The sequence below is a fragment of the Moraxella sp. K02 genome (assembly GCF_041154755.1).
Classification (GTDB): domain Bacteria; phylum Pseudomonadota; class Gammaproteobacteria; order Pseudomonadales; family Moraxellaceae; genus Faucicola.
In genome coordinates this window covers 386,575-406,380 of the sequence record NZ_AP031590.1, presented here as the reverse complement: position 1 = coordinate 406,380, position 19,806 = coordinate 386,575, and the positions used below count along the sequence as shown (strand labels likewise).

Genomic DNA, 19,806 nt, shown 5'->3' with positions numbered 1-19,806 from the left:
CTGATTAAGCCTTGCTTCAAAATGGTAAAAATTAAAATAACGTTAATGTCTTGATTTCGCTCTTAATATTCTGCCTTGCTTGCTGCTCATACTGTGTAGAAAATCGTTGGGTAAAATACAGCCGCTTTCTATCCAAAAACCTTTTTAAGGCTTTTTTACGAGAAAAATTGTACAAGACCTTGGCAACGTGTTGATATTCAAGGCGAATTTGTTGGCAATAGGCTTGATAAACCAAGTCAGTCTGCCCCAAAATACGCAAATCCATATCCAAAAAATACGCCATATCGCTGTCGTTGGTGTCGGCAAGTTCGTGTTTTTCGGTGGCGATAATCAATTCAACAACCCGATTTTGCAAGTCTATTGGCAAAAAACCGCCCAATTCGGCGATAAAATACGCCGCGCTTTGGCGTTCGTTGCTCATGGCTGGTTTGTCTTGGGTTTGATAGATGACATCATGGTAAAAAATCGCCAATAGCACGCTTTCAGGTTGCTTTAGCTGATCTTTTATCCCGTCAAACTGTTCTAATAACGCCTCAATATGGTGAAGCGTGTGATAATGGCGATGAGGCTGCTGGTAGTGAGTGACTATGTTTTGCCAGCAGTCAGCAATAGTTTGATGATCAATTTCATAGACTTGTAACAGCTTGGCAAATGCGGTTTTCATCGCTTATTATCACATCACCCCAGGTATCGGATTATCCAAAATTGTTTGGGTTTGTTTGGCGCGAAAATCACTGATTTTTTGCGCGAGGGTGCTATCACCAATCGCCAAAATTTGCGCTGCCAGCAGCCCTGCATTTGCCGCACCCGCCGCCCCGATGGCAAGCGTACCCACCGCCACCCCTTTGGGCATTTGCACGATGGATAACAAACTATCCCAACCACTTAGGATGGAGGACTTGACAGGTACACCAAGTACAGGCAAATCCGTCTGAGACGCACACATTCCGGGCAGATGCGCCGCGCCGCCTGCCCCTGCGATAATCACAGACAGTCCGCGAGCTTTGGCAGTTTTGGCATAGTCAAACAATCTATCAGGGGTGCGATGTGCCGATACTACTTCACACTCAAATGGCACCCCAAAATCCGCTAGTACTTGCGCGGCGTTTTGCATGGTTTCCCAGTCAGATTGACTACCCATGATGATACCGACTTTGGCTTGACCTTGTGGCGATGGGATGGGTGGTGGTAGCTGGCGTGTCTGGGCGTTTGACTGACTTGCTGACATGGAAAATTCCTTTTGCCAAAAAATTGACGGACTAAAAATAAAAAAACGTGCATGAAATGCACGGTTAAAACTTAATATAGCATGATTTTTTACCCTTGAAAATCAAAATCTATGAGGTAACTATGTCACCACATTGGCGGGTACTCGCGGCTTTTGTTCAGGGGCAAATTGTTGCTGACTAAGCATGGCCAGCTGTGTCTCAATCGTATCGCACATCATCCCTAGGGGCAATTCGTTTTCCCCCGTACCAAACGGCTCGCTGATTTCATCGACGATTTCATTGAGCGCCATAAAGGTGTAGCCAACAAAACTGACTACAAATGGCGTTACCCAGCCAATGGTGTTGCCCAGTCCAAACGGCAACATAAAGCAATACAGATACACAGTGCGATGCAGCAGCACAAAATAGGCATACGGAATCGGTGTATTATTAATGCGTTCACAGCCCGCTTGGACATGGGCAATCTCCCCCAAGGTGGTATCCAAGCTTTGCCATTGCCAAACATCGATTTTTTGCTCGGCTTGCCAGTTGGCGAGCATCTGCCCCATGATTTGGGTCAAGCGTAAGGCGATAAAGTTTTGCCCAACCACGGCTTGCTGTTCTTCAACCGTTAATAGCCGCTGCAGATTTGCTGTATTATCCTCACCCCGCAGCTGTTGGCGTAGACTGTGCACAAAAGCGATTTGATGACGGATAAAGGCTTGTTTTTGCGCCATACTGACATTGGGGAGTGTCAGCACTTGACGGGCGATATTGCGGCTTAGCCAAACCAGCGTGCCCCACAGCTTGCGACCTTCCCAAAATCGATCATACGCTGCGTTATTACAAAACCCGTGGAAAATCGCAAGAGAGATACCGAGTATCGCAAACACCGAAGGATTGAGCGGTACAGGCTCGGTGGCGATATGGCTTTGATAAAAATAAATAAGAAAGGAGAAAATAAACAACAAAACTTGTGGCACAATCAGCCGTTTAAAGTACGAGCCTTGCAGCACAAATAGCATCTTTAGCGGCTCAATCGGACGTCGAATCATACCTAACTCATCTTAATCGTTTGCTCACTGGCTATCATTTTTAGCCGTAAGCTTTAAACAAATATTTTAATTTATGTTACACCCAGTTGACTGTTTAGCTTTGGGTTAATGCTGATATTGCACAAAATTCGCTGAGGTCAAAGCCGGATGATCGGTGTCAAATTGATAAGCCGTCAAAAACCCATCTTTGGCAGCAGAATAATCCACACAGACGACTTGATGACTAAGCAGTTCAGGCGTGCCATTGAGCCAATAATGCCCGACAAAAATAGGTTTGTCATGGTCAAGCCCAAACACAATCTCAGCGGTCAGCGTGTCTTTAGGGATATGAATCAAATCCTCTTGACTGGCGCGCGCGATCTGGTGAATCGGCTGAAACGACAAACTCGGTTGCCACCACTGTACCCGTACATTTTTACGTTGATGACCTTCTTTATCGACTAGAAGAATGCCTTCAGGTAGCGGTGCTTCCACACCTTTAAGCACTCTTTCCAGTGCCTCAAAAGGTGGCGTACCTTCCTCACTGGTTTTTTGTAGCGCAACGGGCGTCAAGCGATTGTCTATCGTTAACAGCGGTTTTAAAATCGCCATCGCGTCACTGTCCCAACAAGCATGCACAAAACACGCATCATCCAACGCTAGCCACAGTGGTAATTCATAAAACCGCTTGAGCCAAAACTGGTGCAACTCACTGCCAAACCCTACTTCATCAAGGAACGCTTGATGCTGCGAGGTATGTTTATCATCATGTTGTCGTAGATATTGGCTTGCATCGCGGGCATCGGGTGTGGCGTAAGCTAACGCATTATACTCGTGATTACCCATCACCGCGAGCGCTTGCCCGTGGTCAATCATCGCAAATACGATAGATAAGGTTTGCAGCTGTTGACTGCCCCGATCAATCAAGTCGCCGATAAAAATCGCTTGGTGATTGGGAGGCGCTTGAAAACACTGACCATTATCTTGATAGCCCAACTGCGTCAGTAGCCCAATGAGTTTATCTGCCCGACCATGCACATCACCAATCACATCATAAATCATGTTTTTTACCTTTTACTGCTTTTTACGACTTTACCGTTAATTAGCCAACCTGTGACTGGGCAACCTGCCACGCAATTTTTAGCCCCTATTTTTAGCCATTCAATGTTAGCCGCCAAAGCCTAAAAATCTTGGGTGCATTAATTGGTTAAAAAAATGCGCCACAATACCGGGCTCAATGGCAATGGTGGCTAACATACCAAAAATACCACCCACCAAATGTGCCGAATGATTGATACTGCCACGACCTTGCCCATCTGCCCACACACTATACGCCACATACGCCACTGCGAACACAATCGCAGGTACAGGAATCACAAACAGCAATAATGTCGACCAAGGATTCATCAAAATATAGCTAAAAATTACTGCTGAAACAGCGCCCGATGCGCCTAAGCTGCTATAGCGAGGATTGTTCTTTTGTTTAAGATAGGTTGGCATAATCGCCACCACCAAAGCGGCAAGATAAAACAGCACAAACCCTAGACTGCCGAGTTTGGACATGAACAATCCCTGCACCGCTTGTCCAAACGAGTACAGGGTAAACATATTAAAAAATAAGTGCATGCCATCGGCATGGATAAAACCATGGGTGACAAACCGATCGACTTGTCCACGCTGCACCGCAGGCGGATAAAAAATTAACCTTTGCATCAGTTGGGGCGATTGCCAAGCTAATAAACTGACAACCACCGTAATGATAATGATAAATAAAGTATGGTTAGAAAAAAGTGACATAGCACCTCAAAATAGCAATAAATAATGATAAGTAGGATTATGATAAAGATAGCGGATTATCTCAATAAGCCAAATGTGAATTTATTAATATAGGTGATACCTAGAGCTGCCTTGTAGTATTACTTTCACCTTGTAGCATGAAACTAATGACAAACCCTTCAAATTTGAGCAACACATTTTTACCCAAGTTTACCCAAAATGGGGACGATTTGAATTTTTAACACAATATTTACGCAATAGTTACCTTAACATAACTGAAGGCGAGCCGATTTTGCTTTAATTTATTAGTTATGTTTGAGTAATACTGCAAAAGACTTAACAAAATCTGTTGAGTCACCGCAGTTTTTCTCAGTATTGTTAAGCGTAAATTAAATAGCAATACAATAATAAACCCAACAACCATAAATAATAATTTTTGAAAACATATAATAGAATTATTGGCTAGTGTGCTGGATATAACAATAATACATTGGTTTTATGGTGGTTGATAACCCTTCATTTTGTTGAGGCTTGAATTATGAATATCATTGAACATTTAACCCGTACAGTAACACCCGTTCTTTTAAACAATGCAACTGACGAAAATCGCTCATCTTTATTAGAAAAATTATACGCTATCTTGGTTGCCCGTCTTGCTGACGGTACTGTTTCTAACAGCTTTGCTAATGCAACCATCGCTGATGATGACCACAGCTTTTTTGACCGTATACTACCAGATACCACCCACCGCACAGAGCTAGTGCAACAGCTTTCACGTCATTACAGTGTACCAGAGCAAGAAACTAGTTCGTTGGTAAGCCGTGCCGCGCCGCTGGTAATGCGTGAATTACGCTCACTAGCAGGTACGACACCACTCAATACTTTCTTATCAAACAATATTGCGTCTGTGGCTTCTGTGATTCCTGCTTGGGCATATGCATTTATCCCAGCGGGTATTTTAACCATGTTGAATTTGTCGCCTGTGCATGCAGCCACCACGCCTACTGTACAAACGACCACTCGTACAGAGGAGCATCTAGTTGCTACGCCTAAACGCGATGAAGGCGGCTTGATGAAAATGTTACTGCCAATCATTGGTTTGTTGATTTTAGGCGCATTGGCTTGGGCATTGTTAAAATCATGTAACAAAACTGAGCCAGTCGCGACGCCAGTTGTGGCTTCTACCACTGCTTCAACAACGACAACCACTACTATAACTGAAGTCTCTGCGGCAAGTGCCACAAACAGCATGGCAATGCCTGTAGCTTCAACTGACATGGCGGTAGCAAGCATGCCAATGGCATCTGGCACCACGATGACGACCACTGAGACAGTAGCGACGATCATCTCTAGTACTGAACCTTCAGTGGTATTTGAAAATGGTCGCTTAAGCTTCTACTTTGCTACAGGTAAAGCACAAGTTGCTGGTAATGCCACAGAAAAAGCCAATGATATCCTTGAAGCCGCTAAACAAGGCAAAAAAATCGGTATCAGTGGTTATACCGACAGCACAGGTAATGCTGCTGCCAATGAGAAGTTAGCAAAAGAGCGCGCCCAAGCGGTTAGATCATTCTTGGTAGCTAATGGTGTGCCTCAATCACAACTTGAATTGATCAAACCACAAGACACGACAGGTGCTGCGGGTAAAGACCAAGAAGGTCGCCGTGTCGATGCATACATTATTGATGACAACGCAATTCCTGCCACTGCTACTACAACTGTTACGACGGTTGCAAGCCTAGCGAAATAAATCACCTTTCACGGTTGATTCATCGTTAAAAATCCTCGATAGCTTATCGAGGATTTTTTTGCTGTTAAAAATTTTTAGATGCCACTGGCTTTTTGGGTAAAAAATTTCATCAAGGGTTTGATTTTGCTAATCACGCTGACGCCTTCACTGCGCAGCTGCTGAATCGGACGCAACTGTATACCAAAAATCCAATTAATCCCTGAAAAACTGTGCATCATCATCGCGTTATTAGCATAGCGTTGACGCTCATACCGCTGTAAGGTGGCAAAACTTGCCCATAGTTTGTTGCCTGAACGCTGGTAATCTTTTTGTAAAATATCGCTCAAGGCAATGATATCGAGCATACCCAAGTTTAAGCCTTGTCCCGCCAAAGGATGCACCCCATGCGCGGCATCGCCAACCAACGCTAAGTTGGCTTTGACATAATTTTTGGCATGTTGGGCACCCAGTGGGAAGCTGGCGATTGACTCAATCTCAGTGATATCCCCTAAGGCATAGCCACTGGCAAAGGCGAGTTCTTTAGCAAGCTCTTTTGGCGTCAGCGTGAGTAAATCAAGTGCAGCATTGGTCGGCAATGTCCATACCACTGATTGCCAATGTTGCGGGTTCGCCTGATCGTCAGCCGTCACATCTGCCAACGGTAAAAGTGCCAAAGGCCCTGTCGGCAAAAACACTTGTCTGGCTGTCGCCTTGTGTGGCTGCTCGGTTTTGATGGCGCAGCAGATTGCCGTTTGCTGATAGTCCAAAGTATCTAACGCAATCCCTGCCGCTTGGCGTACCATAGAGCCGCGCCCGTCAGCCCCGATTAATAGCTTACCTTGATGCGTGGTGCCATTATCTAAGCTAACTTGATATCCCAAATCTTCACCTTGCCAAGCGATATCAGTGACCTTATGCCCTGCAATATGGTGCAAATAGGATTGACCCTGATGGACAAGCCGCTCATCGTCAAAACCGTCATACAGCGCTTTTTCGATGATAAAGGGCTCAACCATACTACCCAATAATTGCGGTGTTTGAGCATCACCAAAATTTAGCTCACCCACGCCATTGGTTTGCCATACCTGCATTTGGGTATAGTCGGCTTTGCGTTTGCTTTGTTCGATACGCTGCCATGCACCGACCTCTTTGAGTAGGTTGATACTGGCAACGCTTAGGGCATAGACACGAGCATCACGCTGATTAAGTTTGTCGCGCCAATCGGCTGCTAAAAGTTTTGGGCGAGCATCGATTAAGGTGACAGGATGGCGCGCTTGGGCAAGCTTTAACGCCAATGTCGTGCCAACAACACCACCGCCGATGATTAATGTAGTGTTTTTCATGATTTCAGCCCCATCGCAAAGGTAGCCACAGCTGGCTTCACAAATGGCACTTTATCAAAGGCAATCAAGCCCACATTACGCGCGATTTTGAGCAAGGGATTTTGGTGCATAAAGCCATACACCACGGTATCGCAGAAAATTTCTACCCGTTTTTGGTCGGCTTTACGGCGTTTGGCATAAGTTTGTAGCATGCGACTATCACCAATATCTTCGCCGCGCATCACTTGCTGTGCCAGCATTTTGGCGAGCGTATCAGCATCGCGCATACATAGGTTAAAGCCTTGTCCTGCCACAGGGTGCAGGGTGTGGGCGGCATTGCCCATGATAACGCAGCGACCTTTGACTTGACTATCTGCCAATATTTTCACCAGTGGATACGCGCCGCGTTTACCCGCTTTGACAAACCTGCCTGCTAAGTTGCCAAAGGCTTGTTGAATGGTATCAAGAAAGTATTGGTCGTCGTCCAAATAGCGCTGTTCTTCGCCTTTTGGGCACACCCACACTACAGAGCGGCGGCAGCCTTGCTGGGCTTGTCGTCCATCCCCTTGACCGATATCAAACGCATCAACCAAAGGCAACACGGCAACTGCGCCCATTTTATTAAAGCGTTCAATCGCTTGATGATGGTGCGGTTTGTCCGTCATGACCACGCCCACGACACCTACTTGGCGATAATCGTGTGAAGTTACGCCAATGCCCAGTAGTTGACGGCTTGGCGAGTTTTGACCATCACAAGCCACCAATAAATCAGCCGTTAAGGTTTGGCTAGCTTGGTGAGCTTGGTCAAAGCGAATGGTGACATCGGTTGCCGTCTGTTGTATATCGGTCAAGGTGGCACCGTCTAGCAAAGTTATCAGCGGATTGTTTTGCACGGCGAGCAGTAATTTTTTGCCAAGCCACGCGTTTTCCATCACTTGTCCAAAACTTTCCACCCCTTCAGCTTCTTTATTGAGCGTCGCTTTACCAAAACTACCTTCTTCACTGATAGCGACTTCATCGATGCGGCAGGCATGGCTTTGCAAGTCATCCCATAGCGCTTTGCCATTCAAGGTGATACCACGATAAATTTGTACTGTACGGCGTGACAGCGCAATGTTACGGCTGTCAAATTGCTCGCGGTCTAAGTCATCATCAGGGCTGATGGTCGGATAGTTGGCTTTTTCTAGTAACGTACTTGAGATGCCTTTGTCAGCAAGCAGTAAAGCGAAGGATAAACCCACATTGCCGCCGCCGATAATCACCACAGTTTGGGGGGTAAGAATATTCATGCTTGTTCTCTTTTTTAAAGGGCCGTTAAAGCGCACCTTATCAGAATTTTTTACCAGTTTAGCACAAATCCTTACGCGCTTTGTGTCGGCAATTGGGTAAAATCCATAAAGCAAATGTTGAAGGAATAAGCAAAATGTCAGTACTGCAGTGGTTGTTGCTGTTTTTGCTTAGCAGTATATTTTATGGCTGGGTGCTGCTGGGAAATGGCGCAAAATGGCTAGAAGGTTGGCAATCGTGGTGGCTAATTGGCTGGTTTTCGCTAGATTGGACCGCCGAGCAAATCCGCTTGTATGTACTGATCATTTGGATTGTTGAAACGATTTGGTTTGTGGTCGGTTTGTTTCAACCAAGTTTACGTAGTTTTTAGACTGATTTCGACAAAAATTTTGGCTACCTTTTTTTGTGATGTTCTGTTAAAATAGGCAAAATCAAACCTTAGCGAGTTGGCATGATAAAGTTAATGGCACAGACTGGTAACGCATTAAAACCAGTTAGCTATTTTCTTTAAAATCAATGTCTTCTCGCTTTTTTGTGGGCGATACTTTTTACGGTATGTGCATTGACTGGGCATTGTATACCGTCGCACACATAGGTAGAACACAGGATACGAGCGGAGGCACTAGGTGAACACGAATTACGCAAAAGCAATTTTGGCATTAGCAGATGGTACGGTTTTTTATGGTCGAAGCATCGGCGCTAGCGGACACACCGTTGGTGAAGTCGTGTTTAATACAGCGATGACAGGTTACCAAGAAATCTTGACCGACCCAAGTTACGCCCAGCAAATCGTCACGTTAACCTACCCGCATATCGGTAACACTGGCACCAACGATGAAGACACAGAGTCAGGTCGCATTCATAAAGTGTGGGCAAACGGATTGATTATCCGTGATTTGACCATGGCGACCAGTAACTTTCGCTCAAGCCAATCACTGAGCGAGTATCTGATTAACCATAACACCGTTGCCATCGCTGATATCGACACCCGTAAACTCACTCGCCTACTGCGTGAAAAAGGCGCACAAAACGGTTGTATCATGACCGCCGATAGCGACGGTCAGCTCGATGAAGCCAAAGCAATCGAACTTGCCAAAAGTTTTGCTGGTATCAAAGGCATGGATTTGGCGAAAGTCTGCTGTGACCAAGCAGGTTTTACCTGGACGCAAGGCTCATGGCAATTGGTGAGTCCAGAAGTGAGCCCAACTTGTGGTCGCTTTAAAGAATTGGGCACTGACATTGAGCAAAAATTTAACATCGTGGCGTATGACTTCGGCGTCAAAACCAACATCTTGCGTATGCTCGTTGACCGCGGCTGTCATGTCACCGTTGTGCCTGCCCAAACGCCTATCAATGAAGTGCTCAAACACAACCCAGATGGTATTTTCTTGTCCAATGGTCCTGGCGACCCTGAACCTTGTACTTATGCCATTGATGCCATCAAACACATCATCACCCAAACCGATATTCCGCTGTTTGGGATTTGTCTAGGTCATCAGCTATTGGCACTCGCTAGCGGCGCGCAAACCCTAAAAATGAAATTTGGTCACCATGGTGCCAACCACCCTGTACAAGATATCGAGCAAGGTACGGTGATGATTACCTCACAAAATCACGGTTTTGCGGTAGATGAAAGTACGCTTCCTAGCAATATTAAAGTGACGCATCGCTCGTTGTTTGATGGCTCAAATCAAGGCATTGAGCTGACCGATAAGCCTGCGTTTAGCTTTCAAGGACATCCAGAGGCAAGCCCAGGACCTCATGACTGTGCGCCACTATTTGATAAATTCGCAGCTATGATGGCAAAGGCGAAAGCGTAAATGCAACAATACCCTTTTCACTTGGTTAATGTCTTTGCTGAAAGCCATTTTGGTGGTAATCCGCTTGCCGTATTTCCCCATGCCGATGGGCTAAATGATGAGCAAATGCAGTCGATTGCTCAGCAGTTTAACTTGAGTGAAACGGTGTTTATCTTTGCGCCAACTGATTTACACGCTACAAAAGCTGTCGCCAATTTACGTATTTTTACCCCAAATTATGAAATGCCACTGGCAGGACATCCCACGCTTGGCTCGGGATTTATTTTAAAAAGTCTCAATGACTTGCCCAGTCAATTTGTGGTTAATACACAAGCCAAGGCAGTAGAAATTTTTACCAGTAATAGCCGTATACAAATCAAAATTCAGGGTTATCAGGCTAAGCAAATTAATGCTGATAAGGCTAGTTTGGCAGCATTAAGTGGCATAAATACGGACGATTTTGTAGGTCATGCTTATTTTATCAATAGCGGCACACAACAAATCTTGGTTGAACTAACCAATCGCCAAGCGCTAGCCAATGTGCAAATTGATATGCCAAAACTTCGTGAGTTAAACATTGATAATCCCTTTAAAACCACCAAAGAGCCGTCTATTTATTATTGGTTTGATGATGGTGACATTATCCATTCACGGATGTTTTTTGAGCAAAATAATAGCTTGGTAGAAGACAGCGGCACAGGTTCGGCATGTGCCAATTTGGGGGCGTATTTTATTAGCCAAAATCACTATCCGATAAGCAAAGCCATTCACCAAGGCGATGACATGGGCAGACCCAACCGCTTGACGCTCAACGTCGATAACGAGCAAAACATTTTTGTGGGTGGCAATGTCATCGAAGTGGGCAAAGGTGAATTTTATTTATAATAAAAAGTGCGTTAATCGCGCTTTTTTTAAAATTAGGGTTTTAAAACATCAGTTAGTACTCAGTTTTTTATTTTAAATTTTAAGTAATGCAGTTAAAAAGGGTGTAAAGCAATGCCAAAACGTACCGACATCAAATCCATTCTTATCATTGGCGCAGGTCCTATCGTCATCGGACAAGCCTGTGAATTTGACTACTCAGGCGCGCAAGCCTGTAAAGCCTTACGTGAAGAAGGCTACCGCGTCATTCTGGTTAACTCAAATCCAGCCACCATCATGACTGACCCTGTCATGGCAGATGCCACCTACATCGAGCCCATCACCTGGCAAACGGTAGAGCGCATCATTGATAAAGAACGCCCCGATGCCATCTTGCCAACCATGGGCGGACAAACCGCGCTCAACTGTGCGTTAGACTTAGACAAGCATGGCGTACTGGAAAAATATGGCTGTGAGCTGATTGGCGCGACCAAAGACGCCATCGAAAAAGCCGAAGACCGCAACCTGTTTGACCAAGCAATGAAAAAAATCGGCTTAGAGTGCCCACGCGCCGAAGTGGCTGAAACCATGGAACAAGCCTTCGCCATTCAAGCCAAAGTCGGCTTTCCCTGCATCATTCGCCCGTCGTTTACCATGGGCGGTTCGGGTGGCGGTATTGCCTACAACCGTGACGAATTTGTCGAGATTTGTGAGCGCGGTTTTGACTTATCGCCCACTCACCAACTATTGATTGATGAAAGCTTAATCGGTTGGAAAGAGTACGAGATGGAAGTTGTCCGTGACAAAAAAGACAACTGCATCATCGTCTGTTCGATTGAAAACTTTGACCCTATGGGTGTGCATACAGGCGACTCTATCACTGTGGCACCTGCTCAGACGCTGACGGATAAAGAATACCAAATCATGCGTAATGCGTCATTGGCGGTGCTGCGTGAGATTGGTGTGGAGACCGGGGGTTCAAACGTACAATTTGGTATTGACCCAAAAACAGGTCGTATGGTCGTCATCGAGATGAACCCACGTGTCAGCCGTTCATCTGCCTTGGCATCTAAAGCCACGGGTTTCCCAATTGCCAAAATCGCGGCAAAACTTGCGGTTGGTTATACCCTCGATGAACTTAGCAATGACATTACAGGCGGCTTGACCCCAGCCAGCTTTGAGCCTGCTATTGATTATGTGGTGACCAAAGTACCGCGCTTTAACTTTGAAAAATTCCCCCAAGCTGACAGCACCTTATCTACCCAAATGAAATCGGTGGGTGAAGTGATGGCGATTGGTCGTAACTTCCAAGAGTCGATGCAAAAAGCGTTACGCGGTCTTGAGATTGGGGTGAATGGCTTTGATGAGTATCTTGATTTCAATCAAGACGACGATACCATTCGCAGTACCTTAAAAGTTAAATTAAAAACCCCTACACCCGACCGTATTTTCTACATTGCTGATGCCTTCCGTTTTGGTATGAGCGTGGATGAGGTGTTTGAGTTTACTCGCATTGACCCTTGGTTTTTAGTGCAAATTGAAGACATCGTCAAAACGGAAAAATTGGTGAAAGAGACGGGCTTTGGCGGTTTGAACAGCGATAACCTGCGTCAATTCAAACGTAAAGGGTTATCAGATTTACGCTTGGCAACGCTGCTTGGTATTTCACAAAAACAACTGCGTAAGAAACGTTGGGATTTGGGCGTGTATCCTGTGTACAAACGCGTGGATACCTGTGCCGCAGAGTTTTCGACTTCAACCGCTTACATGTATTCAAGCTATGATGACGAATGTGAAGCCAATCCAACCAACAACAAAAAAATCATGGTCATCGGCGGCGGTCCTAACCGCATTGGTCAAGGTATTGAATTTGACTATTGCTGTGTGCATGCCGCCTTGGCAATGCGTGAAGATGGTTATGAGACCATCATGGTCAACTGTAATCCTGAAACGGTTTCAACTGACTATGACACCTCTGACCGTCTGTACTTTGAGCCTATTACGTTAGAAGATGTGCTTGAAATCGTGCGCATCGAGAAGCCCGAAGGCGTGATTGTACAGTACGGTGGACAAACGCCATTAAAATTAGCGCGCGCACTGGAAGCCGCTGGCGTGCATATCATCGGTACCAGCCCAGATGCGATTGACCGTGCAGAAGACCGTGAACGTTTCCAACACATGATTCAGCAATTGGGCTTTACTCAGCCACCCAATGCCTTGGCGACCAGTACCGAAGACGGTATCGTCAAAGCGACGCAAGTGGGCTATCCCCTAGTTGTCCGTCCTTCTTACGTGTTGGGCGGTCGCGCGATGGAAATCGTTTATAACGAAAACGAACTGCGTCGTTATTTGCGTGAAGCCGTACAAGCGTCCAATGAAGCCCCTGTATTACTTGACCGCTTCTTGGATGATGCGATTGAAGTGGATGTGGATTGTATCTCTGACGGCACCAATGTGGTGATTGGCGGTATCATGCAGCATATCGAACAAGCGGGCGTGCATTCCGGCGATTCAGCGTGTTCAATCCCCCCGTATTCACTCAGCCAAGAAATTTGCGATGTGATGCGCGAACAAACCGTGGCGATGGCAAAAGAGCTGGGTGTGGTGGGCTTGATGAACGTCCAATACGCGGTCAAAGATGGTGTGGTTTATATTCTTGAAGTCAATCCGCGTGCCTCACGTACGGTGCCTTTCGTATCAAAATGCATCGGCACTTCACTTGCACAAGTCGCTGCGCGTTGTATGGCGGGCACAACGTTGGTGGAACAAAACTTTATCACTGAAGTGATTCCAACCTTTTTTGCGGTTAAAGAAGCGGTCTTCCCTTTTGCCAAATTCCCAGGCGTTGACCCCATCTTAAGCCCTGAGATGAAATCAACGGGTGAAGTCATGGGTGTAGGTCAGACCTTTGGTGAAGCTTACTACAAAGCCATCATCGGCAGTAATGATAGATTGCCCGGTTTGCCAGTGGAAAATGAAGTTAAAAAAGTGTTCTTATCGGTGCGTGAAAGCGACAAAGCCAATCTGGTACCAGTGGCAAAACAATTTGCCGAGTATGGCTTTAAACTCGTGGCAACCTCAGGTACACAAAAAATCTTGATCGAAGCAGGTATCCCCTGTGAGCGCATCAACAAAGTTACCGAGGGTCGCCCACATATCGTCGATGCCATCAAAAACGGTGAGATTGCGATTGTGGTCAATACCACTGAAGGCAAACAAGCGCATGAAGACTCGTTCTCGATTCGCCGCTCAGCCTTACAGCATAAAGTATTTAATGTGACTACCTTAAATGCCGCGGCAGCAGTTACCCAAGCGTATAAAGTGCAACTACCATTTGATGTGTATAAGCTCCAATCGCTACATACACAGACACAGGAATAACCATCCCTAGTCTAAAATACTGATAGCCAGCGCTGTCAGTATTTTTTTTATGGGTTAAGATAATTCTAAGGTTTGGGGTGTAGACTGGGTTTGCCCTAAGTATAGCCACGTTTATCAATGTTTTGACCACTAACCACAATCAGGGTGTGAATGCCATGAGACAACCTTCTAAGACCTTTAACGTCATACTGCTCGCTGCTGTATTAGCGCCGACGACAACGGTATATGCCAAAAGCGATAGCGAAAAAGCGGGCGATATATTGCATATTGCCATCCCGGTAGCAGGCTTAGGCATGGCACTTGCCAAACACGACCAAGAAGGCGTGTATCAACTAGGTAAAACCATGGCAACCAATTTGGCGGCTACCTATGCGCTCAAATACGCCACCAATGACACCGCGTGGGGCGAACGTCCCAATGGTGAAGATTACTCGTTTCCGTCTGGGCATGCTAGTGATTCTTGCGCGGGCGCGACTTTCATCGGTCAACGCTATGGCTGGCGCTATGGCTCGATGGCAATGATTCCTGCCGCCTATGTGGGCTGGTCACGGGTGGATGCCGACAAGCACCATACCCGTGATGTGGTTGCTGGCTGCGCGCTGGGTGTCATCAGTGGTTTGGTGATGACGCAACCGTTTGACAATGCCACTATTTTACCTTGGTATGAAAATAAAGCCGTGGGTGTTACCATCAGCTCAGCTTGGTAATGTCAGGGTTCATACAGTCAATTGAGTGAATGTTTTGCATCACAAGCCGTTATCAAGTAAAATACCGTTATTGTGGTGATTGACGCAGCACAGCAAATTTTTTACTAGAACCTTGTTAGGCAGTAACCCTGTCTAGCATGGTTTTTTTCATCTATACAAAATAGATAGCGGTCAATCACGAGAGTTGATGACCATTTTTTGTGACTTGTTACTTTGGCAATCTTGCCGTTTGAATCCCTATTTGTGACAAAAGGAATCCCCTATGCAACGTTATCCAATGACGCCTCAAGGTCACGCGGCTTTAGAAGAAGAGCTCAAACAGCTCAAAACCGTTGACCGTCCACGTATTACCGCGGCGATTGCCGAAGCGCGCGAACATGGCGACTTAAAAGAAAATGCCGAGTACCATGCTGCCCGTGAGCAGCAAGGATTTTGTGAAGCTCGTATTCGCGATATCGAAGCCAAACTGGGCGGGGCTGAAGTCATTGATCCGCTCAAACTACCGCAAGAAGGTCGCGTGGTGTTTGGCGTCACGGTAGTGATTGAAAATCTCGATACGGAAGAGCAAAAACGCTATAAAATTGTGGGTGATGACGAAGCGGATTTTAAAGCCAATAAAATCTCCATCAACTCGCCCATCGCGCGCGGTCTGATTGGCAAATCAGAAGGTGATGAAGCCAAAATCCAAACCCCAAGCGGTGAAGTCGAGTACGAAATCGTCGAAGTGTTGTACCAATGACCGCTATTTAGCCCATACAGCCAATCAAATGATTGGCTTTTTTATTGTGACAAATTATGGCTAATTGTCAAAAAATGGCGAAAAACACGTTGACAAAAATGTTACAATAATTCGATAGGTTGATTTTACAGATTATTTTTTGATGACTTGATAGGAAAGGTTATGAGCCACGATACCACAAACAATGCCACCAATAACGCCACCATTTTACAATCTGTCCCCGTCGGGCAAAAAGTCGGTATCGCGTTTTCAGGCGGACTTGATACCTCGGCTGCGCTACTTTGGATGAAGCAAAAAGGCGCGCTGCCATACGCTTATACCGCAAACTTAGGTCAACCTGACGAAGACGATTACAACGCCATTCCGAAAAAAGCCGACCAATACGGTGCGGTCAAAGCGCGTTTGATTGATTGCCGTTTGCAATTGGCGCTTGAAGGTATTGCCGCAATTCAATGTGGTGCGTTTCATGTCAGCACTGGTGGTATGCCCTACTTTAACACCACGCCACTGGGTCGTGCGGTCACAGGCACCATGCTAGTGACTGCCATGAAAGAAGATGATGTCAACATTTGGGGCGATGGCTCAACTTATAAAGGCAATGACATTGAGCGTTTTTACCGTTATGGGTTACTCACCAACCCTGCCCTTAAAATCTATAAACCGTGGCTTGACCAAACCTTCATTGATGAATTGGGGGGTCGTAGCGAGATGTCACAGTTCTTAATCGACAATGGCTTTGACTACAAAATGTCCAAAGAAAAAGCCTACTCAACCGACTCAAATATGCTCGGTGCGACGCATGAAGCCAAAGATTTGGAGTTTTTGGATGCCAGCATGCACATCGTTGAGCCGATTATGGGTGTGGCATTTTGGGATGAAAATGTCAAAATCGACAAAGAAACGGTGACCGTACGCTTTGAACAAGGCATGCCCGTGGCAATCAACGACGAAATCTTTGATAGCCCAGTGGATTTGATTTTAAAAGCCAACGAAATCGGCGGTCGTCATGGTCTTGGGATGAGTGACCAAATTGAGAACCGTATCATCGAAGCCAAATCACGGGGTATCTATGAAGCCCCTGCCATGGCGCTGTTACACATTGCCTATGAGCGTTTGGTCACTGGGATTCATAACGAAGACACCATCGAGCAGTACCGTATCAATGGCTTACGCCTAGGTCGCTTGTTGTACCAAGGTCGCTGGTTTGACTCACAAGCCTTGATGCTTCGTGAAACCGCCCAGCGCTGGGTCGCTAAAGCTATCACGGGTGAAGTCACCATCGAGCTACGCCGCGGTAATGACTATACCATCTTAAATACTAAATCTGACAATTTGACCTACCAACCAGAACGTCTATCAATGGAAAAAGTGGAAGATGCGGCGTTCACGCCAATGGATCGTATCGGTCAGCTTACCATGCGCAATCTAGATATTTCAGATACCCGGGCTAAATTGGCGTTATATAGCCAATCAGGTTTGTTATCCAATGCCCACGGCTCAGACGTACCACAACTAGAGCAAAAATAATGCGGTAAATAAAAAGGGCGTATTGAATACGCCCTTGGTTTGTTACGACCCATCATTTAGTCATTGGTATGAAATAACAAAAACAACTCAACGATGTTTTTTTCTATGGCTTGTGCCATCTGACTCATGGTTTCTGGGTCTTTGAGTAGCTCTTGCATATCCGGTTGGTCTTCATCAATGCCACTAAACAAAATCATCGGTAACGTCAGCATTGCCACATCTTCTTCGCTGTCGTCATCATCAAGCCAATCATCTTCTTCGTCATCGCTGGCATACATGGCATCAACAAAACCCACCGACCATTCGCTGATTTCTGAGTTTTCAATATCGAGATAATCAGTTTCGTCGACATCAAAAGGTAGCTCAATTTCACGCTCATCTTGCAGCATGGCTTGCAGCTCATCACGCCACTGTACAATGGCTGATAACACCTCTGGCTTGACTTGTTTTTCATGCCCTTCAAAAAGATAGGTTTGCCAATTGTCTAAAGGTTTGCCGACAATAGAGGCGGTTAAAAAGCCGTGTGTAGCGATGCTCGATAGCCCAAATTCATTATCATCACTGTCTAAAAAATCGATTAAATCATCAAAATCCATGGTGGTTATCCTAGTATGCTATCAAAAAAGCGGATTGAAAAAAGAAAGGTTAATACCTAGTGTATTAACCTTTTGCTTGACTTACAACTCATCATCGTCAAAATCGTCGTCATCGTCTAAGTCATCAAGATCGTCATCAAAACTGTCTTTAAGTGAGCGCTCTAGACGCTTTTCTTCCAATAAATTATCAATCAAACGACGTTTTTCAAGACTACTTGCCCGACTTCGACCCGATGCGTCGTCATCCACGAGTCGCGCGTCATCGTCATCATCAAAACTGTCATCTTCAAAGCTATCATCAATATCTGGATCAGCCATTTATTGCTCCTTTCGCTGGTCGATTCGATAAATTTGCAATTTCATAAAGCCTTATAATGGGTTTTGTCAGTCAAGTCAAGTGGCGAAAGAAAAAATAGCCATGATTCGTTTATTTTTCTGTGGCGGTCAAAATTTCATCGCGTTTGGCAATGAGTTCGGTCATCAAGGTTTCTGATAAACCGTTGTACCAAACCATCTCACGCTCTGTGATAGTGGTCGGATGTTGCAGGTTTTTAAACTGCACTTTGCCATCTAACGTTTTAAGTAAATCCAGTGGATACAGGAGCAATAAACCATCTTCTTTGGCGTGGTTTGCCATCAGTTTTTGTACGTCATCGAATTGATGACTGATACTGGTACCGATGGTTAATGGCAAAGCAAAACGCGATAGCTCACGGTGTTTTTCGTATACCACTTGGTTGAGGATAATCAACAATTTTGACAATAACACCGCTGCCAGTGGCAATTGCTCGGCTTTACCTGCTAGATGAACGACCGCGCCGTTGGCATTAAAATGCGAGTTGTCTTTGATATACACGTCTTTGATATAGCGATTTAACACATTGTTTGACGAGTTAAATAAACTGTTTGATGCGCGCATCAATAGCTGATTACACAATTGAAAATACGGTTTTGCAACTTCAGGTGCCACCCGTTTTAGCAGATGATACTGGTCGTAAAAATGAATTTGTAATTCGATTTCGGGTTGTTTTTGGCTGTCTACTGTCGCTTCTTGAGCCAGATTGTCAGTCATGTTGGTCGCTGTGGGCTGGGTTTGGGGAATGTCTTTAGCAGATTTTGATTTTTCTCGATTTAAAAAATCATTGATGGTTTTGCCAGTGGCGGCAGGTTGCGCGGCCGCGCTGCTATCTTCTGCTTGATTGTATAAGGCGTCATGGTCATCCAACTGCAATTCACCATCGGCTGTCAATACCCTGTTGCTGGGTGCTAAGCCGCCACGGGCAAGCGCGATATGCTGCTGCACTTTTTCACCCAATTGCGCAAGCTGTTCCTGCGTTGGGCGCGCCATATAGCCATAAATCAACCATAAAAACCCATGCAAAATTGCTGACCCTAATACAAACAACCACTGACTACTGACAATCTCACCTTTGGATACCGCTTTCATGGTGATGGTGGCGTGACCGAGGACTTGGTTGTTTTGGATAATGGGTTTGTCAATCACCTGCCCCACTTCGTTTTGCGCTTGTCCCGTTTGCACCAGCGGCTGATTGTTTTGGTCACTGATGACAAGCTTGGCAACTTCCTGATCAACTTGGTAGCGGTTTGCCAAGACGCTCAGGCTAATTCTATCTTGGCTCGTGATGCCCACCATGGCTTCTTTGGCTAACTGTTCAACAATTTTTTCACCCTTTTGGGTACGCTGCTCGTATTGGGATTTTTCACTACTAAAAGTAAGCATCAAAAAATGTAAACAAAAACTAATAAGTAGCACAATAGCGAATTTGCCTTGACGGGGGGCTAGATGATTCATGGGTAGATTAAACTTTCTTTAGGAGCG

18 protein-coding genes are annotated in these 19,806 nt (G+C 45.6%); 8 read left to right on the top strand and 10 right to left on the bottom strand.

Going from position 1 to position 19,806, the window contains the following annotated elements:
* Positions 1–31: 31 nt before the first annotated feature.
* The 5 genes from ACAM39_RS01855 to ACAM39_RS01835 all read right to left on the bottom strand — a co-directional run bounded on the left by ACAM39_RS01855 (position 32) and on the right by ACAM39_RS01835 (position 4,039).
* Entirely contained in the window at positions 32–664 is a 633-nt protein-coding gene (locus ACAM39_RS01855) for an HD domain-containing protein (RefSeq protein ID WP_160002485.1), read from the bottom strand.
* Positions 665–673: 9 nt separating this feature from the next.
* On the bottom strand, positions 674–1,228 hold the full coding sequence (purE, locus tag ACAM39_RS01850) for a 5-(carboxyamino)imidazole ribonucleotide mutase (RefSeq protein WP_369628020.1): 555 nt from the start codon (positions 1,226–1,228) through the stop codon (positions 674–676).
* A 120-nt stretch (positions 1,229–1,348) separates the two neighbouring features.
* On the bottom strand, positions 1,349–2,263 hold the full coding sequence (locus ACAM39_RS01845) for a bestrophin family protein (RefSeq protein ID WP_369628019.1): 915 nt from the start codon (positions 2,261–2,263) through the stop codon (positions 1,349–1,351).
* A 105-nt stretch (positions 2,264–2,368) separates the two neighbouring features.
* Positions 2,369–3,304: a metallophosphoesterase gene (locus ACAM39_RS01840; RefSeq protein WP_369628018.1), complete on the bottom strand. Its 936-nt coding sequence runs from the start codon at positions 3,302–3,304 to the stop codon at positions 2,369–2,371.
* Positions 3,305–3,409: 105 nt separating this feature from the next.
* Complete coding sequence (locus ACAM39_RS01835) at positions 3,410–4,039, bottom strand: rhomboid family intramembrane serine protease (protein ID WP_128680960.1); 630 nt, start codon at positions 4,037–4,039, stop codon at positions 3,410–3,412.
* Between the two features lie 517 nt (positions 4,040–4,556).
* On the opposite strand from ACAM39_RS01835, the gene ACAM39_RS01830 reads away from it, so the two are divergent.
* On the top strand, positions 4,557–5,768 hold the full coding sequence (locus ACAM39_RS01830; protein WP_369628017.1) for an OmpA family protein: 1,212 nt from the start codon (positions 4,557–4,559) through the stop codon (positions 5,766–5,768).
* Between the two features lie 74 nt (positions 5,769–5,842).
* Here ACAM39_RS01830 and ACAM39_RS01825 read toward each other — a convergent pair whose 3' ends face one another.
* Together ACAM39_RS01825 and ACAM39_RS01820 are read right to left on the bottom strand one after the other, a co-directional pair.
* Positions 5,843–7,090, bottom strand: a complete 1,248-nt coding sequence (locus tag ACAM39_RS01825) for an FAD-dependent monooxygenase (protein WP_369628016.1) — start codon at positions 7,088–7,090, stop codon at positions 5,843–5,845.
* Positions 7,087–8,358, bottom strand: coding sequence for an FAD-dependent monooxygenase (locus tag ACAM39_RS01820; RefSeq protein ID WP_369628015.1), 1,272 nt, complete (start codon positions 8,356–8,358; stop codon positions 7,087–7,089). The genes ACAM39_RS01825 and ACAM39_RS01820 overlap by 4 nt, the downstream gene beginning before the upstream one ends.
* A 134-nt stretch (positions 8,359–8,492) precedes the next feature.
* Here ACAM39_RS01820 and ACAM39_RS01815 point away from each other — a divergent pair, with 134 nt between their 5' ends.
* The 7 genes from ACAM39_RS01815 to argG all read left to right on the top strand — a co-directional run bounded on the left by ACAM39_RS01815 (position 8,493) and on the right by argG (position 17,370).
* Positions 8,493–8,726, top strand: coding sequence for a hypothetical protein (locus ACAM39_RS01815; protein WP_060995074.1), 234 nt, complete (start codon positions 8,493–8,495; stop codon positions 8,724–8,726).
* A gap of 256 nt (positions 8,727–8,982) precedes the next feature.
* A complete protein-coding gene (gene carA / locus ACAM39_RS01810; protein WP_369628014.1) occupies positions 8,983–10,176 on the top strand; it encodes a glutamine-hydrolyzing carbamoyl-phosphate synthase small subunit in 1,194 nt (397 codons plus the stop codon).
* On the top strand, positions 10,177–11,040 hold the full coding sequence (locus tag ACAM39_RS01805) for a PhzF family phenazine biosynthesis protein (protein WP_369628013.1): 864 nt from the start codon (positions 10,177–10,179) through the stop codon (positions 11,038–11,040).
* Positions 11,041–11,151: 111 nt separating this feature from the next.
* Positions 11,152–14,397: a carbamoyl-phosphate synthase large subunit gene (gene carB, locus ACAM39_RS01800; protein WP_369628012.1), complete on the top strand. Its 3,246-nt coding sequence runs from the start codon at positions 11,152–11,154 to the stop codon at positions 14,395–14,397.
* A 155-nt stretch (positions 14,398–14,552) separates the two neighbouring features.
* A complete protein-coding gene (locus tag ACAM39_RS01795; protein WP_036594540.1) occupies positions 14,553–15,104 on the top strand; it encodes a phosphatase PAP2 family protein in 552 nt (183 codons plus the stop codon).
* A gap of 262 nt (positions 15,105–15,366) precedes the next feature.
* Entirely contained in the window at positions 15,367–15,843 is a 477-nt protein-coding gene (greA, locus tag ACAM39_RS01790) for a transcription elongation factor GreA (protein ID WP_007116148.1), read from the top strand.
* A gap of 162 nt (positions 15,844–16,005) precedes the next feature.
* Positions 16,006–17,370: an argininosuccinate synthase gene (gene argG / locus ACAM39_RS01785; RefSeq protein ID WP_159374191.1), complete on the top strand. Its 1,365-nt coding sequence runs from the start codon at positions 16,006–16,008 to the stop codon at positions 17,368–17,370.
* Between the two features lie 56 nt (positions 17,371–17,426).
* Here the strand turns inward: argG and ACAM39_RS01780 are convergent, their stop codons facing one another.
* The 3 genes from ACAM39_RS01780 to ACAM39_RS01770 form a co-directional block, all read right to left on the bottom strand.
* Positions 17,427–17,966: a YecA/YgfB family protein gene (locus tag ACAM39_RS01780; protein ID WP_159374190.1), complete on the bottom strand. Its 540-nt coding sequence runs from the start codon at positions 17,964–17,966 to the stop codon at positions 17,427–17,429.
* A gap of 81 nt (positions 17,967–18,047) precedes the next feature.
* Positions 18,048–18,284: a PA3496 family putative envelope integrity protein gene (locus ACAM39_RS01775; RefSeq protein WP_060995306.1), complete on the bottom strand. Its 237-nt coding sequence runs from the start codon at positions 18,282–18,284 to the stop codon at positions 18,048–18,050.
* A gap of 109 nt (positions 18,285–18,393) precedes the next feature.
* Positions 18,394–19,779 carry a hypothetical protein gene (locus ACAM39_RS01770; protein ID WP_312276894.1) on the bottom strand — a complete coding sequence of 462 codons (1,386 nt, stop codon included), beginning with the start codon at positions 19,777–19,779 and terminating at the stop codon, positions 18,394–18,396.
* Positions 19,780–19,806 lie beyond the last annotated feature (27 nt).